The following is a 22,870-nucleotide window of genomic DNA, read 5'->3' on the forward strand; positions in this document are numbered from 1 at the left end:
AGTAGCAGAAGCATGTTCCTGCGAAGTTCGCCGATCAAACGCTCGCTTTGATTGCGCTTTCCACGATTTCTGGTGCAGCATCGAACGCGTTGCCGGCCCCTGGCATGGCACCTGCATCGTGACAGCAGCCCATTCACCGACCGCAGAGATCCGACATGCGCATCGTGCAAGCCACCCTCGATCACCTCGACATGCTCGCCCCGCTGTTCGTCAAATACCGCGAGTTCTACGGCATGCTGCCCTACCCCGAGTCCTCGCGGAAATTCCTCGAGAAGCGTCTCAAGCGCAAGGAGTCGGTGATCTACCTGGCCCTGCCGGACGACGGCGACGACCGCCTGCTGGGCTTCTGCCAGCTGTACCCGAGCTTCTCCTCGCTGTCGCTCAAGCGCGTGTGGATCCTCAACGACATCTACGTCGCCGAGGACGCCCGCCGCCAGCTGGTGGCCGACCACCTGCTGCAGCACGCCCGGCAGATGGCCCGCGAGACCAACGCGGTGCGCATGCGCGTGTCCACCAGCATCAACAACGACGTGGCGCAGAAGGTCTACGAGTCGATCGGCTTCCGCGAGGACACCGAGTTCAAGAACTACATCCTGCCGATCAGCGACGACCTCGTCTGATCCACGCCTTGCGCCAGGCTAGCCATGGCGTAACGCCAGTATTACAGTGAGGCATCGCACCTGCCGCCCGTAGTCCGGCGGCCAAGGGGTTCCATGAGCATTCCCCAGCGCCTGTTGCGTCACTTCACACTGCTCCTGCTGCTCGGCCTGCCGTTCGGTCTGAGTACCGCCCAGGCCGAGACCCTGCGGGTCGCCACCCTCGACTGGGAGCCCTACGTCGGCCCCGAGCTGCCCGGCCAGGGGCTGGCCAGCCGCATCCTCGACGAGGCCATGGCGCTCAACGGCGACCACGTCGAGCGGGTGTTCCTGCCCTGGCAGCGGGCCCTCAACGAAGCCCGCGAGGGCCGCTACGACGCGCTGATGCCGGCCTACCTGTCGGTGGACCGCAGCCGCGACTTCTACACCTCGATGCCGCTGCTGGACTCGCAACTGGGCTTCTTCCGCCGCCGCGACCACGCCATCGCCTACCGCCCCGGCGACCTCGACAGCCTGCGCCCCTACCGCATCGGCGTGGTGCGCGGGTACGTCAACCAGCGCGAGTTCGACAACGCCGACTACCTGACCCGCGACGTGGTCAACAACGACTGGCAGAACCTGGAGAAGCTCCTGCGCGGGCGCATCGACCTGGCCGTGGTCGACCGCTACACCGGCTACCACCTGCTGGCGCGCAACGCCCCGGCCCTGCGCGAGCAACTCGAATTCATCGAGCCGCCGCTGGAGATCAAGCCGCTGTACGTGCTGATTCCCAAGGTGCGCAACGGCGGCGAAGCGCTGGCGGCCAACCTCGATCGCGGCCTGCGCACCCTGCGCCAGAGCGGCCGCCTGCAACAGCTGATCGCCGACGCCCATCTGGAAACCGCCCAGGCCATGCGCGCGGTGGCCGATCACCCGCTAGCCGAGCAGGTAGACGGCGCCCCCGACCAGCGCCGCGCCCGCGAAGGCGCCGACAACCGCCCAGCGGCGCCAACCCTGAGCTGGCAGGCGAGCCTGCGCTAAACCGTTTTCCAGCGCCTGCTCCAGCTCCGAAAGCGCCTCGAAGCGGCCCTCCGGCTCCGGCGCCAGGGCCCGCGCCAGGCAACCGTCCCAGCCCGGCGGAGGATCCACGCCCAATTCCGCCAGCGGCTGGTAGCGCGCCACCGCGCCGGCGTTCGGCAAGGCCAGCTCCGGCCAGCGCCCGCTGGCCAGCCAATAGGCGTAGGCGGCCACCACGAACTGCTCGGCGCGGCTGTCCAGCGCCTCGCCCCGGCGCAGCTCCGGCGCCAGCGGCAATACCCCTTCAGGCAGCGCCTGGCGCGGGCAGCCGGGAATCGACGCGGCGAGCTCCGGCAGCAGCAACAGCCGCCCGCGCTCGTTCACCAGCACCTGCCGGGGCGACACCCAGACGCCCCGCACGCCGCGCCGCTGCAGGGCGCGCAGGGCTTCCACCAGCTGCCGCAGCAACGCCAGCAGTTCCGCCGGCGCCGGCTTGCGCCAGGCGCCACGCCAATCCGCCAGGCTGCGCCAACGCCCCGGCGGCCGGGCGAACAGCTGGTAGGCGTGCTGGCGTGGCGTGCGCGGCGACAGCACCTCCGGCAGGCTCGCCACCTTGCAGCCACGCAACGCCCACTCGCCCAGCCAGAACACCTGGTCGGCGGCCCGCGTCGCCGCCAACAGCCAGGCCTCGCGGCCATCGCGGTGGAGGGCGAGGAACAGTCGCCCCTCCGGGCCGTAGGGACAGGCCTCCAGCAACTGCCAACCCTCCAGTTCGATACCCGCCTGCAACACCGGCGGCGCCGGCCAGCCCGCCGGGATCGTCAGGCTCACACTGGCGACCAGGCATTGCGGTACCACCAGCGCCGCCGCGCCGGGCGCCGCCAGCAGGGGCGCGAGCAGCGCCTCCAGGTCGGCCTCGGCCACCTCCGCCAGGCCCGCCAGCAGCGGCCGCCGATCGATCACCTCGAGCAACGGTTGCGGCGCCAGCAGCAAGGCCTCGCCGGGATGCAGGGCCAGGTTGTGCTGGGTCAGGGTCAGCTCGGCCTGCTCGCCCAGGTGCCCGTCCTCGCGGCCGGGCAGCGCCTGCAACTCGCCGTCGCGATAACGCAGCAGGCCGACGTTGCCGCAGCGCAGGAAGTGCGCCTGGGCCCCCTGCACCAGCAGGATGCCGGCGGCCAGCCCGGCCAGCGGCTGCCCGGCGCGGGCGCGGCGGAACTGCTGCATGTTCAGCGAAGCCAGCACCTGGCGCAGCGCCTGCGCCTCGGTCCAGCCCTCGGGGCTGCAGGCGAAGTCGGCGAAGAGCGCATCCAGTTGCCACTCCAGCTCGCGCACCAGGTTGGGGCAATCACGCCCCCAGAGCAGCGCCAGCATGAACAGCCCCGGCCGCCCCGCCCGGCCACCCAGCCAGTGGGCGCGAACCCGCGCCGCCTGGGCCGGCAGGTCGGGCCCGGCTCCCAGGGCGAGGCCGGGTGAAGGTGAATGGCGAGCGGGAGGCAGCATGATCGGGGTTCCGGCGAAGTCAGACATGCCTCTGAATTGCAGCCTTCATGCCGACAGCTTTTTCACTCAAGCGCGGTAATATCCTGAAATCTGTCCCGGGTCGCGTCCCGCGACAAAGCGCCCCCCGCTGTAACGCGGTGGTGCCTATAATGCCGGGCTCGGCAGTTCACCACGCGGTTTTCAAGGCTCCTAAATGGATTTCAACCCGATCGACCTCGTTCTGCATCTCGACACCTATCTCTCGCTGCTGGTCAGCAACTACGGCGCCTGGATCTACGCCATCCTGTTCCTGGTGATCTTCTGCGAAACCGGTCTGGTGGTGACCCCGTTCCTGCCCGGCGACTCGCTGCTGTTCATCGCCGGCGCCATCGCCGCCGGCGGCGGCATGGACCCCTGGCTGCTCGGCGGCCTGCTGCTGCTCGCGGCGATCAGCGGCGACAGCACCAACTACGTGATCGGCCGAACGCTCGGCAAGCGGCTGTTCAGCAACCCGAAGTCCAAGGTGTTCCGCCGCGACTACCTGGACCAGACCCACGCCTTCTACGAACGCCACGGCGGCAAGACCGTGACCCTGGCGCGCTTCCTGCCGATCGTGCGGACCTTCGCGCCCTTCGTCGCCGGCATGGCCTACATGCCCTACCTGCGCTTCCTGTTCTTCAGCGTCGCCGGCAGCATCGCCTGGGTCGGCGGCCTGGTGACCCTGGGCTACTTCTTCGGCAACGTGCCGTTCATCAAGCAGAACCTGTCGGTGATGATCATCGCCATCATCGCCTTCTCCCTGGTGCCGATGCTCATCGGGGTGATCCGCCACAAGCTGGCGCGCGACGACAAGCCGCAGGCCTCGGAGCGCTGACGGCGCCATGTGGTCGCTCAGCGCCTGGCGCCGCCAGCGCTTCCTCGCCCGCCATCCGCTGGATGCCGGGCTCTGGGCCGAAGTGCTGCGGCACCTGCCGATCCTCGACGGCCTGAGCGAAGAGGAACTGCGCCTGCTCGGCGAGCGGGCGCTGCTGTTCCTGCGCGACAAGCACCTCACCGCCCTGCCCGGCGTCGAGCTGAACGACTTCCGCTGCCTGCTGCTGGCGGCCCAGGCTCAGCTGCCGTTGCTGCACCTGCCGGAGCTGAACTGGTACGGCGGCTTCCACGAACTGGTGCTCTACCCGGACGACTTCCTCAGCCCGCAGAAGCACCGCGACCCGGCGGGGGTGATCCACGAATTCGACGACGAGCGCAGCGGAGAGACCTCGCTGCAAGGCCCGGTGGTGCTGGCCTGGCCGGGAGTCGAGAGCGGCGGAGGCTGGGACGCCTACAACCTGGTGATCCACGAGCTGGCGCACAAGCTGGACATGCTCAACGGCGACGCCAACGGGCTGCCGCCGCTGCACCGCGACATGCGCGTGGGCGACTGGTCGGCGGCCATGCAAGGCGCCTACGACGAGATGAACCGCCTGCTCGACCGCAACCCCGACGCACACACCGCCATCGACCCCTACGCCGCGGAAAACCCGGCGGAATTCTTCGCCGTCTCCAGCGAATACTTCTTCAGCGCCCCCGATCTGCTGCAGCGGGCCTATCCGAAGGTCTACCGGCAATTGGCCCTGTTCTACCGGCAAGATCCGCTGGCGCGCCTGCAACGCCTGCAGCACGAGAATCCCGACTATCAGGAAACTCCGGCGCACTGAGCGATGTCTGTGGCTTGGCCACGGCAATCTGCCTATAATCCGCCGCACTTTTTCGGCCCGACCAACCCTTGGAGTCGTCCATGAGCTACAGCAGCATCCCGGCTGGCAAAGACCTGCCGAACGACATCTACGTCGCCATCGAGATCCCGGCCAACCACGCGCCGATCAAATACGAAATCGACAAGGACACCGACTGCCTGTTCGTCGACCGTTTCATGGCCACCCCGATGTTCTACCCGGCCAACTACGGCTTCATCCCCAACACCCTGGCGGATGACGGCGACCCCCTGGACGTGCTGGTCGTGACCCCCTACCCGGTCGCGCCGGGCTCGGTCATCCGCGCCCGCCCGGTCGGCGTGCTGAACATGAGCGACGAAGCCGGCGGCGACGCCAAGCTGATCGCCGTGCCGCACGACAAGCTGACCGTGCTGTACAAGGACGTGAAGGAATACACCGACCTGCCGGCCCTGCTGCTGGAGCAGATCAAGCACTTCTTCGAGAACTACAAGGATCTCGAGAAGGGCAAGTGGGTCAAGGTCGAAGGCTGGGGCGACGCCGCCCAGGCCCACGACTACATCACCAAGGCCGTCGCCGCCTTCCAGGCCAAGTGATGGTCGCGGGGTAACCCGCGCTGAAAAAGCCCCGCCTCGCGCGGGGCTTTTTCGTTCCGGGCACTAGAGGCACTCGCGCGCGGCGCGCTCGGCGGCGTCGCCCTCGACGCCCGGGCGCTGATACAGCGCAACCAGGCTGCCGCGCTCGTTGGCCGTGACCTCCAGCAGGCTGGCCGGCTCCCCGCCCTGGCCCTCAGGCAACACCAGGCGATAACCGAAGCGAATCTCCCGCTGCGCCGCCCCCGCCCACTTCGGCGCCAGGCAGTCGCGGTACACCGGCGGCGACTTCAGTGTTTGCAGGCGCTGCGCCGGCGCCTCCTCCTTCAACTGCCCCGGCGACTGACACCCGGCCAACCCCAGCAACAACAGCGCCACCAGATATCCCCTGCGCATCCCCGTCTCCCGCCGAACGAACCTGCCGGGAAGGTTAGCAGCCCATTTCCCCGCCACTCCCGCCAACGCGGCAGCTCAACGTCATGCCGTTGGCGCAATTGGCATTAGGCAACCCCGGCCGAATTTGCTAAAGTGCGCGCCCACGATGCAGGCGCCAGGCGCCGCGTCCACAGAATCAAGGCGGTCGCTGCTTACCAGAAGTAAGGACGGACCACCCCCTGAAAAGCCGGCCACAAGCCGGCTTTTTTAATGCCCGCAGAAATCCACCAATGTCCGTCAAGCCCTGGAAAATCAAGGCTTTGAGACGTACCATCTGTCTCTCAACGTCCACCAATAATCGATAGAATCTCCCGCCAAAGTGTGGGTGAAGGTGTGGGTAGATAGGGAGTCTGTATGGGTAAGCTAACGACCAAGACCATCGAATCATTGGCTAGGACGGCAGAACCCGGAAAAACCAACGATGGCGATGGGCTCTACTTTCAGGTAGCCAAAGGCGGCTCTTCGAGCTGGATCTTTCGCTACAAGCTGGACGGGCGAAGCCGCGAAATGGGACTAGGCCCCTTCCCGGTCATTACCCTCAGCCAAGCGCGGCAACTCGCAGCGGATCAGCGAAAACTTCTCGCGACCGGTATCGATCCCCTAGCCGCCCGAGATGCAGAACGAGAAGCGAAGCGAGAGGCTGAGCGCCAAGCTGCAGCGCGTCGTACCACGTTCGAAGATCTTGCTCGCGATCATCAACAGGCCCATGGAGCCACCTGGTCTGAAAAATGGCGTAAGGGCTGGCTGCGGAAGCTAGAGCTATACGCATTCCCCATCATCGGGAAGCTATCGGCTGACGATATCCAAACCGAGCACATGCTGAGCGTCTTGCGGCCGATTTGGTCGACAAAAACGCGCACCGCCGATGAAGTGCGTGGACAAATCGAGCAAGTGCTAGATGCAGCAAAGGCTCGCCGCCTTCGCGGCGGTGACAATCCCGCCCGCTGGCGCGGCCATCTGGAAAACCTCCTCAGCAAAGCTGAAAAGAAGAAAGCTCGGCAACGCCAGCACTTCCCAGCCATGCATTGGCGTGACTTGCCGAAGCTGATGAGTAAATTGGCTCAAGACTCCAGTCGGGATGCCGTAGCCGCACGCCTGCTGATTCTAACTGGGGCTCGCTCCCACATGATCCGCTTCGCGCAATGGCCCGAGATGGATTTTGCAGCTGGGACATGGGCACTTCCGGCCGAACGCATGAAGATGAGAAAGCCATTCGTCATTCCCCTCCCCTCTCAGGCTGCGGATATGCTGCAAAGCCTACCTCGTACGAATTCACCGTATCTGTTCCCAGGAAAAGGCAAGAGTGGTGCCATACATGCCAATGCCATACGCAACCTCCTGCATAAGCTAGGGCACGCAGACATTACTCGACATGGCTTTCGCTCCACATTCCGCGACTGGGCCAACGAGAACACTCACTACCCACGAGAGGTATGCGAACTCGCACTCGCTCATGACGAACGGGATCAGACCGAAGCCGCTTACTCTCGCTCAGACTTTCTAGAGAAACGCAGAGCACTGATGGCTGATTGGGCCGAATTCTGTACAAGCCACAAGCTGCAGGCATAACTACCAAGCGTCACCGGCAGCAATCGGCAAATTGCACATCCGAGATTATGAATCAATCAGCAGGGCTGTTGCAGCGCATCGCGCCGGGCGTAGGCTCGGAAATAGTCGGCCAGCTTGTAACACGCGATGGCCTGTGCCCCTTGGCAGTCAGCGACTGCTCGGCGCAGAGGATCTGACGAGCGTTGTGCTCCCTTGACCTCTGCACTAGGTGAAGGCGCAGGAACCCCCACAGTTCGAGCCAAGGGCACAGATGAACTCACCGATAGGCCGTAGCGCCGCCGACCAGGCCACAAAACAGCAAGTACGCCTCGACGGCTACAAGTGAGGACAAGCACAAAACTAGTGCTGCCCACTAGTTGCGGCCTGCCGCTGGCTGTCAGCGCCCATAACTTCCTCTGCGATGCCGTGCATTACCTCGACTGACTTGTCAGGGCATTTTGCTATTATTCAGTAACGGACAGGCACAGGGCATCGGGTCTGCTGCCGTACTCACTGGGAGTCGGAACTAGAGGGCATGGGGCATAAGAAGCAATGCCATGGCCCGCCACAATGCCAGGTACGCTCCCGACAATCTGCACAAAAAGGAATTTGGCATGGCCGGGACATCTACTGACAAATTTTCGGCCGGTGAGCAGGGACTGGGATACATCTACCAGGCGCGTCTTGCTCTTCTACAACTGCTCCAATTGCCGGAAGACACCGCCATCTTCCTGGAAAAGGACGATGACCTTGATTTCGTCGACGGCCAGGGCGGGAAGTCTTTGGCCTCGCTTAAGCACAAGGCGATCGGCGACAGACTGACCGACTTGTCGGCCGACTTCTGGAAGTCCATCAATATCTGGTTGGTGCGGTACAAACGTGATGGCCGTGCTGCATCGAACCTGCGGTTCTTCCTCTTCACCACCGGCGAGGTGTCGACCGACTCGTTCCTGTCCCGTCTTCTCCCCAATCAGCCCACCGCCTCCGGCGATGACGAAACTCTGACTGCATTGGCCCAAAAGGCACTTTCGGCATCGAAATCGAAACTCATCGCGCCGATTGCCGCGGCGTTTGAGGAACTGAATGATGTCGAGAAGCAGGATTTCCTCGAGCGCATCCTGATCCTGGATAGCAGCCCGCGCATCGACGACATTCCCGTGCTCATAAGGGATAAGCACATGCGAAGCATCCGGCGCGAGCACCGCGAATTCGTCTTCGAGCGGCTGGAAGGTTGGTGGACCGATGTCGTGATCAAGCAGCTCACCGGTGGTAGGCCCGAAGGGATCTTTGGCTACGAAGTATCTGACAAGCTCTCGAACTTCGCCGAGGAGTACAAGGTAGATAACCTGCCTATCACCTTCCGCGGAAAACTCCCCTCCGACAACATCGACATTGATACTGATCCGCGCCTATTCGTAGCGCAACTGCGCGAGATTGGCATTTCCGCCAACCGAATCAGAAGTGCGATTTTGGATTATTACCGGGCGTTCGAACAACGGTCGGCCTGGGCGCGCGCGAGCCTGCTTGTATTGGGAGAGGTCGAGGAATACGAAGATCGCTTGGCCGATGAGTGGGACCGCTACAAGGATGTCATTTTCGAGAGGCTGGAAGACGACAGTGCTGAGGACGTGCTTCGCCAAGCCGGCACTGAACTTTACAACTGGGCGGAATTTGAAACCGCAAAGATCGACTCCCTGCGCATTCGTGCGCGGGTGACGGAGCCCTACGTCCTTCGTGGAAGCTTCCACATTCTCGCCGACAGTACTCCCCACCCCAGAGTCTACTGGCATCCCAGATTCCTTGACCGTCTCGGCGACGTACTGGAGGCGGCATCATGAAGCGATGGGATCAGCGCCCTTTCGAGGTTCGAAACCTGTTCAATCCTGCATTCTGTGGCTTAGTCATGTTTCGCGCCCTGGCCGGCTACGAAGAAGAAGACGACCGCGGCATGCCTTTTTCGCTGTCGCTTCTTGTGCTGCCCCTAAGCCTGCACAAGGACTCACGAGAGGTGATCGCTGGCAGCCCACGCAGCTATCTGCTCAAGACCGCAGAGAAGAACCAGCAAATCATGGTGGGCTTCGCCGATCGGGTCACGCAGATGCTTCCCTATACCTTCGAGGGGTTCGGTCTACTGATGGAAAGGGGGTGCATCGCCGTCGCGGATGACGGACGCATTCAGACCATCCCCAAGAAGGTGCGCAAGGCCGTCGATGGCACAGCCGAAACTGTCGCCTGCCAGAAAGTGGCCCGCGTCGTAGGAAAGGAATTCGCACGTATCGCCGACCGGGCGACCGTCTACACGACTTTCGGGATTCGCCCATGAAGATCAGATCCATCCACATTTACAGCCATGATGGCCAACGTCGTGACCTCGCATTCAAGGTGGACGGACTCAACGTCATCACCGGTCGCTCCTCCACTGGCAAATCTGCACTTTCAGAGATCATCGAATACTGCATGGGACGATCTTCGTTCAACGTCCCCGAGGGTATCATTCGCGACAAGGTGGCCTGGTTCGCCGTTATCTACCAGTTCGAGAAGGCGCAGGTACTGGTCGCCAAGCCAACCCCTTCTGGCAGCGGCGCCAGTTGCAGTACGGTGATGCTGCGCAGAGGCGCCCAATTGCAGGTACCCGAGTTCAAGGATTTGGCGATCAACACTGACGACGAAAGCATCGTCGAATTATTGTCGCGCCTGCTCGGGATTCCCGAGAATCGCACCGAAGTCGCGCTGGAGCATAGTCGCAACAGCTACGACGCCAACGTTAAGCACACGTTCTATTACCTGTTCCAGAAACAGGGGTTGGTCGCTAACAAAGACCAACTTTTCTACCGGCAGAACGAACAGTTTCAGCCGCAGGCGATCCGTGACACGTTACCGATCCTGCTCGGAGTCTCTTCCAGCGACCGCTACGAACTGGAATCCAAGTTGCGCTTGGCGCAACGGGATCTGAGGGTTAACCAGAAGAAACTGGAACTGGCACAAGACGCCGTCGACACATCGCATGTGCAGGCGATCGGCCTCCACTCGGAAGCAAAGACAGTCGGGGTCCTCGGCACTACCGACGAGAGTCTCAATGCAGACGGGATCATGGAAGTATTGAAGTCTGCGTTGTCCTGGAAGCCCGAAACGGTACCTGACGACGACGGCAGCCGGGTTTCGATTCTGGAAGAGAAACTCGTTCAGTTGCGCCGTAATCGCCGGGACGTTCAGGGAAGGATTGATGCAGCGCGACAGTTCGCCAAACGCTCGGGTGGCTACGAAAACGAGGCTGCCGAACAGATAGACCGCCTGGCGTCGATCAAAGCCTTGCCGAAGAATCCTGACAGCGGCGAATGGCAATGGCCGTTCAGCGAACAGAATCTGGCACTAGAATCCCCGGTTGCCGTTGTCCTGCTCAACGAACTGGCATCGCTCGACAAGGAGTTGCGCGTCGCCACCGGCCAACGTCCTAAGCTCGATGCCTACTTGACCGAACTGGCCGGCACCGTGGACGAGATCAGGGATGAGATCAAACAGAAGGAAGCGGAGCTGTCCGCGGCGATCTCAGCCAGCGAATTTCTCGCCAAGATGGGCTCGCGCAACAATGCCGCTGCGCGCGTGGTCGGCCGTATCAGTCTGTTCCTGGAAACGCTCCTCCCAAATGAGGATCTTGCCAATCTGAAAGCTGAGAGTCACCGCCTCAGCAACAAAGTCAAGCAGCTTGAAGAGCAGATCGGGGCGGATGACAGCAACGAGCGCCTGACGTCGATCCTCAACAACATCTCTGCGCAGATGTCGCGATACATCCAGAAGTTCAACGCCGAGTTCGGTCCTTATCCCGCGCGGCTAAATCTGCCTCAACTAACGATCATCTTTGATCGGCCCGAGCGCCCAGTGCCGATGGGCAGGACCGGCGGCGGCGAAAACCATCTCGCGTACCATCTGTCGGCACTACTTGCCCTGCACCTATTCGCGGCGCAGAACAATCGACCAATCCCGCGCTTCCTACTGATCGACCAACCAACCCAGGTTTACTTCCCCTCTGAACAGGTTTACCAAGATGCCGACGGTTCAGTGCAGAAGACGGAAGCCGACGCCGACCTTGATGCGGTACGCCGTCTATTCGAGCTGTTGCTGAAGTTCACTCAAGAAGAGGTCCCCGGCTTCCAACTAATTGTTACTGAACATGCGAACCTGCGCGAACAGTGGTTCCAGGACGCGTTGGTTGAAGAACCATGGACCAAGCCACCCGCGCTAGTTCCCGAAAATTGGCCATCAGAACCAGTGAATTGATCTAGCAACCATCATACGACTAGAAGTCGTATGATGGTTTAAGTAGATGTGTTTGATCCACTGCTGATACCAACTTTTGCCCGATTCTAACCCACAGGTATTACTAAGGAGTCGCCCGTGAGCCTTGATGATTTTTTCTTAATAGTCGATGAAAAGCTTGAAACAGCCAAGAAAAATGAAATCTTGCTAAAAGCATCCACAGATAAAAATCTAAAAGCACTCAAAGAAGCTGTGATTCGAGCCACCCTCTTGGCAGGAAATTACTCAGCCAGGCTACAAGAGCGCAACCTTAAAGTCGACATCCAAAATTCAGATGAAAGCATAACACTCAGCTTAACCTACAGAGATGGTAGCCATCAAACTATCACTCTTGGTAAAACTTCGAGAGAGAATCTCTTCGGGATAACTGTCGAAGACATCGACAACAACGGGGACATTGTCATATCACTAGATGACTCTCGTAACTATGATTCAGAGAGCTGGGAAGATGAAATTTACGAAAAACAATTAAGAAAATTCATCGAAGACTTTATCTCCTACGCAGAGAGGCATGGTGGGTTTTAATCACAGGGACATCTCAAGCCCTTCAAAAGGTATACAAAAGGCGGGTTAAAGCCCGCCCTTTAGTCAAAATCTACAACGGGCTATCTACATCACAGCAATTCGATTCGAAAAAAACTCAACCCTACATCACAGCAATGACATACCCACCATGGAGGCCCTCCAGCCATGTCATTGCTGTGCCCTCGCTGTAACTCCCCCCAAATTGCATCCCTGCATCCCGCCATGAAGATCGGTGCCTTCGTCGGCACGATCGGTGGAGCAGCACGCGGTGCATCCGCCGCGCTGGCCGGCAGCCAGGCCGGCGCGGCAGTCGGCGCCATTGCCGGTCCGCTGGGCATCACCCTCGGCTCGTTGTCCGGCGCCATTCTCGGCGGCTTGGCCGGTGGCGTCGGCGGTTGTGCTCTGGGCGCCCAACTTGGCGACCAGTTGGATCGTCACGTGCTCGCCAACAACCTCTGCCTGCTCTGCGGGCATCGCTTCAACCTGCCGACCTGATCGGTTTCGCGCGTCTTCTCCCCCCTTCCCTTTTCAACCCTTTCGCCGGTGCTGCGCTTCGCGCAGCGCTTTATGCCGGCTATTGCTCACAGGAAACTCATCATGGCTCATCTCGTAGAACAAATGGCCTATGTCGGCGAAGCCCCCTGGCATGGCCTGGGCAGCCGCCTCTCTCCGAAACAACCACTGGAAGTCTGGCAACGCGAAGCCGGTATGGATTGGCAGATCCAGGAAAGTCCGGTGCACTTCAAAGCGGATGCGGTCGGCCACCTGGGCAGCATCCATTCCTTCCCCGAACAGAAGGTGCTCTACCGCTCCGACAGTAAGGCGCCGCTCTCGGTAGTCTCCCAGCGCTACCAGGTGGTGCAGCCGCGGGAAGTGCTGGAGTTCTACCGCGACCTCACCCAAGTCTCCGGCTACGAGTTGGAAACCGCGGGCGTGCTCAAAGGTGGCCGCAAATTCTGGGCACTGGCGCGCACCGGACAGAACACCTCGCTGAAGGGCAACGACCTGGTCAACGGCTACCTGTTGCTGGCCACCTCCTGCGACGGCACCCTGGCCACCACCGCCACGCCGACCACGGTACGGGTGGTGTGCAACAATACCCTGACCATCGCCGTCGACGGTGCTACCCGGGCGATCAAGGTTCCGCATAGCACCCGCTTCGACGCCCAGGCGGTGAAGAAGCAACTGGGCATCGCCGTCTCGCAATGGGACGAGTTCATGTACCGCATGCGCCACCTGGCCGAGCGCAAGGTGCAGTGGCACGAGGCAATGGGCTACTTCATGCAGGTGCTCTGCGATGCCCAGCCCAACAATCCGTTGCCGGATGCCTTGCCGAATGAGCGCGCGCTGCGTCGGGTGCAAAGCCTGTACGAAGGCCGCGGCCGTGGCTCGCAGTTGGAAGCCGCCAATGGCACTGCCTGGGGCCTGCTCAATGCCGTCACCGAGTACGTCGACCACGAACGCCGGGCGCGTAGCAACGAGTACCGCATGGACTCGGCCTGGTTCGGTCAAGGGGCAGTGATCAAGCAACGCGCCCTGGATGCGGCCCTGCAGTTGGTGGCCTGACGGCCGTTCCCTCCTCTCGTTATCCCTCTTTGCCCAACCGGTTCTGCGACGACAGCGGTCGCTCGCAGATACCGCGGCGTTGGGCGTTCTCTTCCACCCGCCGGGGTTCCGCTCCCGTGGAGTGGGCTCCGGTGTTTCATTGGAGGCCTCTCTCATGGGCTGGCTGTTCTCATCCCGTACCCGGTCAGAACTGATCCAAGATCTGATCCGCCCCGAAGACACGGCACGAGCCAGTGTTCGTGTGCTTGTGCATACCTTGCGCGGAAATGTGCTGTGGTCGGTCATCGAAGTGACGGCGAAAGCCGAAGGCGTTTACCCAGGCCTCGCGCCCGGCGAGTCCATGCGTTACATCCGCTGTGATCTGTTGCAACGCAGTGGCGGTGAGTGGGGGTACAAAGCCATGGATGAGTCCATGGCGCCGTACTACTACAGCTGCCCGCTGTGCTATCTCGACATGACCAAGGAACTCTCGCCCGGCTGGCGCGAGAAGGTTCGTGCTCATCATGCACAGCGACGTCAGTCGGCGACCGCCGTGGCCAGTAGTGCAGCCCGGTAAGCGGGCGTGATCGCAGCGCCGCCTGAATGCGCATCTCCCATTGATGGCCTGACAGCCGCCCATTCCCCCGATGCCCGACCGGCTTTGCCGGCCGGGCATTTTTATGTCTGGAGAAAAACCCTCATGACTCATGTTCATTCCACGCCCAACAGGGCACGGCAGCGCCCTGCCCTGCGCCTGGTCGGCACCAAGGACCTGTCCCGCGACGACTGGCTGGCGGTACGCAAACACGGTATCGGCAGTTCGGACGCTGCCGCCGCGGTCGGCCTCAATCCCTACAAGTCGCAGCTGGAGCTGTGGCTGGAAAAGACCGGCCGCGATGCCGGGCTGCCCAAGAGCGATCCGAACGACGAGGACAGCCCGACCTACTGGGGCAACATCCTCGAACCCATTGTCGCCAGTCACTATGCCCGCCGTACCGGCAATCGGGTTCGGCGAATTAATGCCGTCCTGCAGCATCCGGATTCGAAGTTGGACTGGATGCTGGCCAACATCGACCGCGAGGTGATCGGCGCCAGCGACGTCCAGATACTCGAATGCAAGACCGCCGGCATCAACGGTGCCCGTCTCTGGAAGGAAGGCGTGCCGGTGTACGTGCAGTTGCAGGTGATGCACCAGCTGGCGGTCACCGGCAAGCAGGCGGCTGACGTGGCCGTGCTGCTCGGTGGCCAGCACTTGGAGATCCACCGCATAGAGCGCGACGAGGAGCTCATCGCCCGGTTGATCGAGCTGGAGCGCGACTTCTGGGGCTACGTGCAACGCGATACGCCGCCGCCGGCGGATGGTTCCGATTCGGCAGAACAGGCCCTGCGCTGCCTGTACCCCGAGGACCACGGCCACACCCTGGACCTAACCCAGGATCTGCTGTTGTCGGCGGCCTTCGATGAACTGCAGGCCGTCCGCGCCAGCCTGGAAGTCCAGGGCAAGCGCGAGGCCGGATTGAAGCAGCAATTGCAACAGGCCATGGGTGATTCCAGCCGGGCGCTGTTCGCCAACGGCGCGGTGTCCTGGCGCAAGGCCAAGGACAGCGTAGTGCTCGATGTGCCCCTGCTGCTCAAGGAAAAGCCCTACCTGCTGGCGCGCTACCCCACCACCAAGGTCGGCAGCCGGCGCTTCCTGATCACCTGATTTCGATTCCCCCTTGACCACCCCGGCGTTTCCCCTGCGCCGGGGTGGTCGTTTTTATTCATCCACAGGAGAACCACCATGCTCAAAGGCTTGGCCATTACCCCGCCGGTGCTCGGGCGGATTTCCATCGGCAAGGTCGTCGAGAAGAACGGCAAGCGTCTGCCGGAGAAGGACGATCAATTCACCCTCACCTCGCAGGTCCAGTTGCGGGATGGCTGGTTGGCCCATCCCCTGGACGAGGAACTGCGCAAGGCCCAGGGCGGCAAGATCCGCAGCATTCCGATCCGCCTGCTGTTCAATGCGCCGGAATTGAACTTCCGCGCCGAATACTGCCTATTCGATCGCCAGTCCGGACGGCCACTGTGTGTTGGCAATGGCGAGACCTGCAAACGCCGCGGCCAGGACGGCATCGCCTCGCTGCCCTGCCCTTCACCGGATGGCTGTCCATTGGCCAAGGGCGGTGCCTGCAAGCCCTACGGCCGCCTCAATGTCGCCATCGGCGATGAGGATCCGCTGGGCAGCTTCGTGTTCCGCACCACCGGCTTCAACAGCATCCGCACCCTGGCAGCCCGGCTGCAGTACCTGCAGGCAATCTCGGGCAACCGCCTGGCGTGCCTACCGCTGGAGCTGCGCCTGCGCGGCAAGTCCACCCGGCAAAGCCATGGCTCGCCGATCTTCTACGTCGACATCACGGTGCGCAGTGGCCTTTCGATGGAAGAAGCATTGCTGCAGGCTCGGGAACTCGATGAAACGCGCCAGGCCTCCGGCTTCGACCAGGTGGCGCTGGATGCCACGGCGCGGTTGGGATTTGCCAATGGTGCCTTCGAAGACAGTGATGAGGAGACCGGTGCCATCGTCGAGGAGTTTTTCCCGGAGCCGGCCCCCGAGTCGCCCCCTTCAACTGCTCCTACTGCAGAACCGCAGGCTGCGCCGAAACCTACCTTGTCGACACTACTGAAAGCCCGCGCCGAAGCTCGTGCTCAACACGCCGCGGAGTGATATCCGCGGCGTCACCCACCATTCAACCTACGAGGAGGATCGCACCATGAACCTGGTGCGCTTCATTGGTTTGCTGTTCGTGTTTATCGGCGTGTTGGCCAGCTGTGCGGTAGCCGTTGCGCTGCTGGTGCTCATGCTGCGCTTCTGGCCGTTGGCAGTGGCCATCGTGCTAGCGCTGATCCTGTTCCACCGACTCCTCCAGCGGGTCGGGCTCCACATTTCCCTCTAGTCCCCTGGCGGCATAAGCAGGAGCCATCAGGGCTCCTACTCGCCGACTCTCATCTCAACCTTCCACCTAACAGGAGCACTCACCATGATCACACGGTGTCTGATCTGTAACTCATCCGTGGTGCTGTCCAAGGATGCCGCCAAAGCACTGGCTCGGCTGATGGGCACGCTGGACGGTTTCTTGCGCGGCATCCAGCAGTCACCTGCCCGGCAACAGCCGATCACCTCGGACCTGCATTGCGAGAGTCCGCTGGAGCGCGCGTTCAACCTGATGCTCGATGGTATATGCGGCGCGGCGGCGAACTGGAACAGCACCGGCGATTTCATTCGCGATGTGCGCCGCTTTCAGTTCATGGAATACGACTGCCTCTGCCTTCGCTGCGGAGCGAAGTACAACGAAGAACCCCTACCACGCCGCTAACTCAATTCTGCTGGCTGAAGTGGCACCCCTCACCCGCGACTAAGTCGCTCACTTAACCGTTCGACCATCTCTACGACCAACTGACGGTCGCTCTCCTCCAGGGCATTCAGCAATCCGCTGATCCGCGTGGCCTGGTCATCCGGGCGCAAGCTGGCCTCGCTCAGCAGCTCCATCGCGTTGCAATTGAAGATCGTTGCGAACTCGAACAGCCGGGCAATGTTGGGCATGACGATTCCGCGCTCGATGCGTGACACCGCCTCATTCCCCACGCCCAGGATCTCCGCCACTTCGTCCTGCGTCATCCCACAGCGCATGCGCTGCTTAGCAATCGCCCGCCCTACCGCTTCAGCCAGTGCTTTCTGATCCGTACCAGACATGATGCCTCTCCCATTCAACCTGAATGGTTGGGCACCACCTCATTGACATGAAGAACACCACAGGTCGAAAATCACCTCAAAAGGTTGATTTCCGACTTTATTGGTGATCTTTCTTCACTCGATACAGGGATCGTCCCCATGCACAAGCAACTCCTTCTGGCTTCTCTCCTCGGCTGGCTGGCCACCAGCACCGCTTTTGCCGGCACCTACGAATGGACTTCCAGCTACACCCAAGGCGTCGAAGAACACCTGGTCGACGACGGCAACGGCAACCAATTGGACATCGCCTGCCCGGACGATGACGAAAGCTCCGTCTCCGCCTACGCCACCATCGCCGGTAAGCGGTACTCCTCTGAACATGACGGCTTCGACGTCATCGTCGACGGCACCACCTTCAGCAACCCCTTCTACACCGACTGCGAAGCCTGCAACTCCAGCTTCCCAGGTTTCTGGGCGGCACTGCGCAAGGCCAACACCCTGCAGCTCAGCGCCGGTGGCCAGACGGTGAGGCTCCCGACTCAGAACCTTCCCCAGGTCCTCCAACCCCTGACCAGCAAGAAAAACCTCTGCCGCTCCGCCTGGTAGCCCGGAGCTCTTTCACAGGAATCCTTTCGATGAAGAAGTACCTCCCCTTGCTCCTGATCGTCGCTGCGCTGACTGGTTGCGACTCCAAGCCGCCCATCACCGTTGAACTGGGACAGAACGAAATGTGGGGCAGCCCCCAGCTCCAAATCACCTCCAAGAAGAACGAGGTCACCATCAACAGCGTGGAAGTGAATCGAGGGAACTGTAAGCGCTACGTCTGGGAAGACCTGCCGCACAAGATGGCCTTCGGCGAAGTGCTGAAAGTCGATTCGCGCTACTGCCAGAAGGTCGTCGAGGTTTCCATTTCCACCAGCGAGGGCGACTACGACTTCAGCTTCGACAGCTAATCCCTAGCCTCTCTTAACCCCACTCGGAATACCCAACTCCGCCCACGGCCATCGCTTGGCCGTGGGCGGAGCAGGGACCTTTTTGTTTTTTGAAAACCCAGGAGCTGCTCGTCGAGACACATCCCAGAAGAGAAAAGAACCACAGCCACACACACTCAAGGACCTGACCCCATGACCCCGACGTACCGCAAAACCCTGCTCGCCCTGGCCATCTCCGCCAGTGCCCTGCCCCTCGCCGCCCACGCCCTGACGTTGACCAACAGCGGGCTGGACAGCGAAGGCAACACCTACACCGACAGCACCGAAGTCACCGGCGCCTTCACTGGCAGCAACCAGCCCATTCGCTTCTACAGCGACACCTTCAATCACGACCTGGTGCTCAACGCCCAGGTGCAGGCCACGGGCGATGACCTCAATGGCGTCGACCTGTCCTACGCCGGCGACGAGGACACTCCCTCGCCCATTGGCGCGCCGACCGAGGTATTCGGCAACCTGCAGAACAAAGGCAGCATCACGGTGAATGGCGCTGGCGTCACCGGCCTGCTGGTCGACCCGGCCATCATCCACGGCAACCTGGTCAATGAAGGTACCCTGCAAGTGGCCGGTGGTGTGCTCGAGGACGACGGCATCCGCGGCCTCAAGTTCGCCGGCCAGTCGGTGTTGCAGGGCGACCTGGTCAACGCCGCCAGCGGCAAGATCCTCGCCGATGGCGAAGAAGCTACGGGTATCCAGCTCAAGGGCGGCACCATCGCTGGCAAGCTGATCAACGATGGTCTGATCCAGGTCAGCGGCGCCGGCTCGACGGCAGTTCTCGCCACCTATGACGACGACATGGGTAGCCCGGATCGAGTGGACCTCGGCGGGATCGAGAACCACGGTAGCATCGTGGCCAGCGGCGATGATGCAACCGCGTTGCGTCTCGACGGCGTGAGCTTTGCCAACGCACCGGTGCAGATCCTCAACACTGGAACCATCCAGGCTGACGATGCCGCCATCGAGGTGGGGGCCTTCGACATCGACGGTGCGAATGCCGGCAACACGTTGGTCATCCAGAACAGCGGCAACCTGATCTCCCAGGACGAAGCCATCGATGCCTCCCAGGCCAGTGGCGGCGTGCACCTGGTGTGGAATGCCGGCAGCATCACCGGCAACCTGATCGACCTGTCCAATATCGAAGTGAACGGCGACGTGACCTTTAGCGGCACCGACGCCAGCATCGATGGCGCGAACATCCGCCTGAAGGACGGCGGTTGGCTGGATGTCGGCAGCGATGCGGGCAACACGCCGGCACACTTGGAATTCGCTCAGCCGCACACCACCATTCAGGGCAACCTGGATGTGGCCGGCAACTCCTCGCTGGGACTCAACCTGAGCACGGCCACGGATCCGAGCAAGGCCGTGGTCGCGGTATCCGGTACCGCGGAGTTCGCCAAGGGCTCGCAGATCCAGCTGGCGGCCCAGGGCAGCGACTTCAAGGCCCTGGGCACGACCTACACCTTGGTCCAAGCCGGCACCCTGCAGGATGACGGCGTCAGCGTGACCAGCCGTTCGGCCCTGCTGAACGTCGACACCGTCAGCAGTGGCGACAACCAGATCCTGGCCAAGGTCAGCACCAAGGGCCAGGACGAAGTCGGTGAGGTAATCGGTCAGATTGGCGGTTCAGCCAACGCCCAACGTGCAGGCGCGGCCTTCAGCCAGGTGATTACTGGACTGGCGCAGAGCAATCCCAACGATCCGGTGTTCCAGGCTTACGTGAATGCCTCGCAGGATCCGGCAGCGCTGAAGAAGCTGACGGAGCAGCTCGCCCCCGAGGTGAACGGTGGTGCGACCCAGGCGGCCACCAGTGGGCAGACGCTAGTGAGCAACGTCACCGGCAATCGCACCAGCAGCCTGCGCGGTGTGTCCTCTGGCGATGTGCTGCAGAACACTGGCCTCTGGGCCCAGGCGTTGTACAGCGATGCCAACCAGGATCTGCGTGACGGCGTGGCCGGCTTCAACGCCTACAGCCGCGGCATCGCCATCGGCGCCGATGGCAAGCTCACCGACCAGTTGACCCTGGGCGTGGCCTACAGCTTCCTGCACACCAGCGTGAACAGCGACAGCGGCAACACCACCGATGTCGACGGCAATGCTCTCACCCTGTACAGCGGTTTCGAACAGGGCAACTATTTCGTCGATGCCAACCTGAGCTATGGGATCAACGACAACGAGAGCAAGCGTCGCATCGCCGGCACCACGGCCAAGGGTGACTACGACAGCCAAGTCCTGGGCGCCAACGTCGTCGGCGGCTACACCTACCACCTGAACGAGCAGTTCCTGATCGAGCCACGCCTGGCCGCCCGCTATGCGCGCGTCGATATCGACGGCTACCACGAGAAGGGGTCGGCGGCGGCGCTCAAGGTGGATAGCCAGCGCTACGAGGTGGCGGAACTGGGTGCTGGTGTGCGAGTAGCTGGCGACTTCCCGGTCGGCAACGGCAACCTGCAGCCGCAGGCCAAGCTGATGGCCTACCATGACTTCGCCGCGGACGAAGCCCAGAGCACCTCGACCTTCACGCTGGGTGGCACACCCTTCGTGAGCCAAGGTGCCAAGGCGGTGCGTAACAGCTACGAAGCCGGTGTCGGTGCGGACTACCATCTGGGTGCGGTCACGGTTGGGGTCAGCTACGACTACACCGGCAAGACCGACTTCAACGCCGATACCTTTACCGCCAAGGTCCGTTACAACTTCTGATGAGCCACTACCTTTCCGGCCCGCACTTGTGGGTCGGTTTTCTTCGAGTCCTAATGGCGCTGCTAGTCGGCACCCTGCTCTCCGGCTGCCAGTCGCCACACGAAGCCCTGCAGCAGTTGGCTGACGAGCACGGGCGCCAACTGGAAATCCTACCGGGGCAGCCGTTCCCGCTCGCTATGCTTCCCCCTCAGGGCACAACGAAAGCCACTCGTCTACGCGTTTACCTGGAAGGAGATGGCCATGCCTGGGCTACAGCGACGCAGCCCAGCCTGGATCCGAGTCCGCACAACCTGCTGGTGGCGCGCCTGGCCGTGGACGATCCGACACCGAATGCCTACTTGGCGCGGCCTTGTCAGTTCGTGATGGCACCGACCTGCGAACCTGCCCTCTGGACTGATCGGCGCTTTTCCCAGGAAGTAATCACGAGCCTCAGTCAGGCGCTGGATCAGTTGAAGCAGCGCTATGGCAACCGGGAGTTCGAGCTGGTGGGATATTCAGGAGGCGCGGCACTAGCCCTGCTGCTGGCGGCTCAGCGGGATGACGTCACCTTGGTCCAAACCCTAGCCGGCAACCTCAGCCCACGACTTTGGGCAGAACTGAAAGGGCTCTCGCCACTCAACGGCTCACTAGATCCGCTCGACTATCGTAGTCAACTCGTGTCGTTGCCTCAGCGGCATTTAGTTGGACAGCGAGACACCGTTATTCCAAGTCGCTTGCCAGACCTTTACCGGAGGGCCCTCGGCTCCCCCTCTCATATCGAATGCATCCATATACCGGGAGCAAGCCACGATACTGGCTGGGAAGTCGCATGGAAGCGCTGGGTACAGCCCCTCACTCCAGCACTACAACCTTCGCCTTGTGTTCAGCCAAGACTCAGATCAAGTGAGGCGACATGATCTGTCGCGACCTGCTGGCAGTCTGGCGCCGTCCAATAGTCACGGGATGACTACTATGCCAATCCCACCAGCTCCCTTCACCCTCACCTGCGCGTGCTGCTCTTGGAGAAAGACCATTTTTCCCCAGAGCGATGTGCTGGTACTGGAACGCGATTGGTTCATCACCTGCCCCAACTGCCATAGCCCTTCGCTTGAACGTCGCGGCGCTAATCATAAGGAAATTCTCAGGACGCGCTTGGAGCAATTCCTCAGTGCCAATAAGCAGTGATCCTGCCCAAGAGCAGGCGACACAACTTGTCGCCCCTTCAAGCAAATCTATAGAGGATCCACCAAAGGAGCTTCCAATGAAAAATCTGTTTGCCGCAATCGGCCTCATTGTAGTGCTGAAGAAAGGGTACGAGCTGTACTGCGAATACAACGAACTGAAACGTGAGAAAGAGGCTCGTCAGTCTCCTTCCATGTGAATGACCATCTTCAGTCCTCCCACAGCCGGCATAAAGCTATAACGCTCCGCTGAGTGGGACCCGGTCTGATTTCACAGGCAATAGATGGCACAATGCCACTCAAGCCGCTAGCATCGGCACTGACTTGACGCCAGAACGTTGGCGATAAGTCGCATTTCAACACAAGGTAGTCTTCATGTCCCAAGCGAAGGATACGCTGCTCAGGCTATTCGCATTATTGCGACTGATACCCACCGAGCCTCGGCGCATCGCAACACCAACCCTTCTCGAAAAGCTCCGCGATAAAGGCTTTTCCGTAACTCTGCGCTCCATCCAGCGCGACCTGAACCGGCTGGTTGAACACGGCCGTTGATCACGAGCCTGTCATTC

The 22,870-nt window shown here is 61.7% G+C and carries 24 protein-coding genes and 1 pseudogene; 22 read left to right on the forward strand and 3 right to left on the reverse strand.

Annotation, left to right across the window (positions count from 1 at the left end):
- Nucleotides 1-155 precede the first annotated feature (155 nt).
- Complete coding sequence (locus P3W75_RS04465; RefSeq protein ID WP_276226171.1) at nt 156-620, forward strand: GNAT family N-acetyltransferase; 465 nt, start codon at nt 156-158, stop codon at nt 618-620.
- Between the two features lie 93 nt (nt 621-713).
- Nucleotides 714-1,616: a substrate-binding periplasmic protein gene (locus P3W75_RS04470; protein ID WP_276226172.1), complete on the forward strand. Its 903-nt coding sequence runs from the start codon at nt 714-716 to the stop codon at nt 1,614-1,616.
- Here P3W75_RS04470 and P3W75_RS04475 read toward each other — a convergent pair.
- Nucleotides 1,512-3,092, reverse strand: a complete 1,581-nt coding sequence (locus P3W75_RS04475) for a protein kinase (protein ID WP_276226173.1) — start codon at nt 3,090-3,092, stop codon at nt 1,512-1,514. The genes P3W75_RS04470 and P3W75_RS04475 overlap by 105 nt on opposite strands.
- 193 nt (nt 3,093-3,285) lie before the next feature.
- Here P3W75_RS04475 and P3W75_RS04480 point away from each other — a divergent pair, with 193 nt between their 5' ends.
- The 3 genes from P3W75_RS04480 to ppa all read left to right on the forward strand — a co-directional run bounded on the left by P3W75_RS04480 (nt 3,286) and on the right by ppa (nt 5,382).
- Nucleotides 3,286-3,945 carry a DedA family protein gene (locus P3W75_RS04480; protein ID WP_276226174.1) on the forward strand — a complete coding sequence of 220 codons (660 nt, stop codon included), beginning with the start codon at nt 3,286-3,288 and terminating at the stop codon, nt 3,943-3,945.
- A gap of 7 nt (nt 3,946-3,952) precedes the next feature.
- A complete protein-coding gene (locus P3W75_RS04485) occupies nt 3,953-4,771 on the forward strand; it encodes a zinc-dependent peptidase (protein ID WP_276226175.1) in 819 nt (272 codons plus the stop codon).
- A gap of 80 nt (nt 4,772-4,851) precedes the next feature.
- Entirely contained in the window at nt 4,852-5,382 is a 531-nt protein-coding gene (gene ppa, locus P3W75_RS04490; protein WP_017521720.1) for an inorganic diphosphatase, read from the forward strand.
- 63 nt (nt 5,383-5,445) lie between these two features.
- Here the strand turns inward: ppa and P3W75_RS04495 are convergent, their stop codons facing one another.
- A complete protein-coding gene (locus tag P3W75_RS04495; RefSeq protein WP_276226176.1) occupies nt 5,446-5,775 on the reverse strand; it encodes a hypothetical protein in 330 nt (109 codons plus the stop codon).
- Between the two features lie 393 nt (nt 5,776-6,168).
- Between P3W75_RS04495 and P3W75_RS04500 the strand changes: the two genes are divergently transcribed.
- The 12 genes from P3W75_RS04500 (at nt 6,169) to P3W75_RS04555 (ending at nt 17,099) form a co-directional block, all read left to right on the forward strand.
- Nucleotides 6,169-7,383: a tyrosine-type recombinase/integrase gene (locus P3W75_RS04500; RefSeq protein WP_003150487.1), complete on the forward strand. Its 1,215-nt coding sequence runs from the start codon at nt 6,169-6,171 to the stop codon at nt 7,381-7,383.
- Nucleotides 7,384-7,919: 536 nt separating this feature from the next.
- Nucleotides 7,920-9,200: an ABC-three component system protein gene (locus P3W75_RS04505; protein WP_276226177.1), complete on the forward strand. Its 1,281-nt coding sequence runs from the start codon at nt 7,920-7,922 to the stop codon at nt 9,198-9,200.
- A complete protein-coding gene (locus P3W75_RS04510; RefSeq protein WP_276226178.1) occupies nt 9,197-9,685 on the forward strand; it encodes a three component ABC system middle component in 489 nt (162 codons plus the stop codon). The genes P3W75_RS04505 and P3W75_RS04510 overlap by 4 nt, the downstream gene beginning before the upstream one ends.
- Nucleotides 9,682-11,637 carry a DUF3732 domain-containing protein gene (locus P3W75_RS04515; RefSeq protein WP_276226179.1) on the forward strand — a complete coding sequence of 652 codons (1,956 nt, stop codon included), beginning with the start codon at nt 9,682-9,684 and terminating at the stop codon, nt 11,635-11,637. The genes P3W75_RS04510 and P3W75_RS04515 overlap by 4 nt, the downstream gene beginning before the upstream one ends.
- Before the next feature lie 117 nt (nt 11,638-11,754).
- A complete protein-coding gene (locus P3W75_RS04520; RefSeq protein WP_276226180.1) occupies nt 11,755-12,201 on the forward strand; it encodes a hypothetical protein in 447 nt (148 codons plus the stop codon).
- Between the two features lie 222 nt (nt 12,202-12,423).
- On the forward strand, nt 12,424-12,696 hold the full coding sequence (locus P3W75_RS04525) for a hypothetical protein (protein ID WP_276226181.1): 273 nt from the start codon (nt 12,424-12,426) through the stop codon (nt 12,694-12,696).
- Nucleotides 12,697-12,798: 102 nt separating this feature from the next.
- A complete protein-coding gene (locus P3W75_RS04530; RefSeq protein ID WP_276226182.1) occupies nt 12,799-13,767 on the forward strand; it encodes a DUF932 domain-containing protein in 969 nt (322 codons plus the stop codon).
- Between the two features lie 154 nt (nt 13,768-13,921).
- A complete protein-coding gene (locus P3W75_RS04535) occupies nt 13,922-14,323 on the forward strand; it encodes a hypothetical protein (RefSeq protein ID WP_276226183.1) in 402 nt (133 codons plus the stop codon).
- 123 nt (nt 14,324-14,446) lie between these two features.
- A complete protein-coding gene (locus tag P3W75_RS04540; protein WP_276226184.1) occupies nt 14,447-15,451 on the forward strand; it encodes a YqaJ viral recombinase family protein in 1,005 nt (334 codons plus the stop codon).
- A 78-nt stretch (nt 15,452-15,529) separates the two neighbouring features.
- Nucleotides 15,530-16,450, forward strand: a complete 921-nt coding sequence (locus tag P3W75_RS04545) for a hydrolase or metal-binding protein (protein WP_276226185.1) — start codon at nt 15,530-15,532, stop codon at nt 16,448-16,450.
- A 46-nt stretch (nt 16,451-16,496) separates the two neighbouring features.
- Nucleotides 16,497-16,679: a hypothetical protein gene (locus tag P3W75_RS04550; protein ID WP_276226186.1), complete on the forward strand. Its 183-nt coding sequence runs from the start codon at nt 16,497-16,499 to the stop codon at nt 16,677-16,679.
- An 84-nt stretch (nt 16,680-16,763) separates the two neighbouring features.
- The gene (locus P3W75_RS04555) at nt 16,764-17,099 is read left to right on the forward strand and encodes a hypothetical protein (protein WP_034040891.1); all 336 of its coding nucleotides are present in this window, start codon (nt 16,764-16,766) and stop codon (nt 17,097-17,099) included.
- A gap of 29 nt (nt 17,100-17,128) precedes the next feature.
- Here the strand turns inward: P3W75_RS04555 and P3W75_RS04560 are convergent, their stop codons facing one another.
- On the reverse strand, nt 17,129-17,476 hold the full coding sequence (locus P3W75_RS04560) for a helix-turn-helix domain-containing protein (protein WP_043273556.1): 348 nt from the start codon (nt 17,474-17,476) through the stop codon (nt 17,129-17,131).
- Between the two features lie 138 nt (nt 17,477-17,614).
- Here P3W75_RS04560 and P3W75_RS04565 point away from each other — a divergent pair, with 138 nt between their 5' ends.
- The 5 genes and pseudogenes from P3W75_RS04565 to P3W75_RS04585 all read left to right on the forward strand — a co-directional run.
- On the forward strand, nt 17,615-18,061 hold the full coding sequence (locus P3W75_RS04565) for a hypothetical protein (protein ID WP_276226187.1): 447 nt from the start codon (nt 17,615-17,617) through the stop codon (nt 18,059-18,061).
- Between the two features lie 29 nt (nt 18,062-18,090).
- Entirely contained in the window at nt 18,091-18,408 is a 318-nt protein-coding gene (locus P3W75_RS04570) for a lipoprotein (RefSeq protein ID WP_276226188.1), read from the forward strand.
- A gap of 171 nt (nt 18,409-18,579) precedes the next feature.
- A complete protein-coding gene (locus P3W75_RS04575; RefSeq protein WP_276226189.1) occupies nt 18,580-21,141 on the forward strand; it encodes an autotransporter outer membrane beta-barrel domain-containing protein in 2,562 nt (853 codons plus the stop codon).
- A 53-nt stretch (nt 21,142-21,194) separates the two neighbouring features.
- Nucleotides 21,195-22,037 carry an alpha/beta hydrolase gene (locus tag P3W75_RS04580; RefSeq protein WP_276226213.1) on the forward strand — a complete coding sequence of 281 codons (843 nt, stop codon included), beginning with the start codon at nt 21,195-21,197 and terminating at the stop codon, nt 22,035-22,037.
- 639 nt (nt 22,038-22,676) lie between these two features.
- A pseudogene (locus tag P3W75_RS04585) lies at nt 22,677-22,835 on the forward strand (helix-turn-helix transcriptional regulator); the annotation flags it as partial.
- Between the last annotated feature and the right edge of the window lie 35 nt (nt 22,836-22,870).

It is taken from the genome of Pseudomonas citronellolis (assembly GCF_029335315.1).
GTDB classification, from domain to species: domain Bacteria; phylum Pseudomonadota; class Gammaproteobacteria; order Pseudomonadales; family Pseudomonadaceae; genus Pseudomonas; species Pseudomonas citronellolis_A.

Bases quoted from the DNA above. Each gene is read 5' to 3' on its own strand.
- P3W75_RS04465 (WP_276226171.1), top strand. From the start codon at position 156: ATGCGCATCGTGCAAGCCACCCTCGATCACCTCGACATGCTCGCCCCG.
- P3W75_RS04470 (WP_276226172.1), top strand. From the start codon at position 714: ATGAGCATTCCCCAGCGCCTGTTGCGTCACTTCACACTGCTCCTGCTG.
- P3W75_RS04475 (WP_276226173.1), bottom strand. From the start codon at position 3,092: ATGCTGCCTCCCGCTCGCCATTCACCTTCACCCGGCCTCGCCCTGGGA.
- P3W75_RS04480 (WP_276226174.1), top strand. From the start codon at position 3,286: ATGGATTTCAACCCGATCGACCTCGTTCTGCATCTCGACACCTATCTC.
- P3W75_RS04485 (WP_276226175.1), top strand. From the start codon at position 3,953: ATGTGGTCGCTCAGCGCCTGGCGCCGCCAGCGCTTCCTCGCCCGCCAT.
- ppa (WP_017521720.1), top strand. From the start codon at position 4,852: ATGAGCTACAGCAGCATCCCGGCTGGCAAAGACCTGCCGAACGACATC.
- P3W75_RS04495 (WP_276226176.1), bottom strand. From the start codon at position 5,775: ATGCGCAGGGGATATCTGGTGGCGCTGTTGTTGCTGGGGTTGGCCGGG.
- P3W75_RS04500 (WP_003150487.1), top strand. From the start codon at position 6,169: ATGGGTAAGCTAACGACCAAGACCATCGAATCATTGGCTAGGACGGCA.
- P3W75_RS04505 (WP_276226177.1), top strand. From the start codon at position 7,920: ATGGCCCGCCACAATGCCAGGTACGCTCCCGACAATCTGCACAAAAAG.
- P3W75_RS04510 (WP_276226178.1), top strand. From the start codon at position 9,197: ATGAAGCGATGGGATCAGCGCCCTTTCGAGGTTCGAAACCTGTTCAAT.
- P3W75_RS04515 (WP_276226179.1), top strand. From the start codon at position 9,682: ATGAAGATCAGATCCATCCACATTTACAGCCATGATGGCCAACGTCGT.
- P3W75_RS04525 (WP_276226181.1), top strand. From the start codon at position 12,424: ATGAAGATCGGTGCCTTCGTCGGCACGATCGGTGGAGCAGCACGCGGT.
- P3W75_RS04530 (WP_276226182.1), top strand. From the start codon at position 12,799: ATGGCTCATCTCGTAGAACAAATGGCCTATGTCGGCGAAGCCCCCTGG.
- P3W75_RS04535 (WP_276226183.1), top strand. From the start codon at position 13,922: ATGGGCTGGCTGTTCTCATCCCGTACCCGGTCAGAACTGATCCAAGAT.
- P3W75_RS04540 (WP_276226184.1), top strand. From the start codon at position 14,447: ATGACTCATGTTCATTCCACGCCCAACAGGGCACGGCAGCGCCCTGCC.
- P3W75_RS04545 (WP_276226185.1), top strand. From the start codon at position 15,530: ATGCTCAAAGGCTTGGCCATTACCCCGCCGGTGCTCGGGCGGATTTCC.
- P3W75_RS04550 (WP_276226186.1), top strand. From the start codon at position 16,497: ATGAACCTGGTGCGCTTCATTGGTTTGCTGTTCGTGTTTATCGGCGTG.
- P3W75_RS04555 (WP_034040891.1), top strand. From the start codon at position 16,764: ATGATCACACGGTGTCTGATCTGTAACTCATCCGTGGTGCTGTCCAAG.
- P3W75_RS04560 (WP_043273556.1), bottom strand. From the start codon at position 17,476: ATGTCTGGTACGGATCAGAAAGCACTGGCTGAAGCGGTAGGGCGGGCG.
- P3W75_RS04565 (WP_276226187.1), top strand. From the start codon at position 17,615: ATGCACAAGCAACTCCTTCTGGCTTCTCTCCTCGGCTGGCTGGCCACC.
- P3W75_RS04570 (WP_276226188.1), top strand. From the start codon at position 18,091: ATGAAGAAGTACCTCCCCTTGCTCCTGATCGTCGCTGCGCTGACTGGT.
- P3W75_RS04575 (WP_276226189.1), top strand. From the start codon at position 18,580: ATGACCCCGACGTACCGCAAAACCCTGCTCGCCCTGGCCATCTCCGCC.
- P3W75_RS04580 (WP_276226213.1), top strand. From the start codon at position 21,195: ATGGCGCTGCTAGTCGGCACCCTGCTCTCCGGCTGCCAGTCGCCACAC.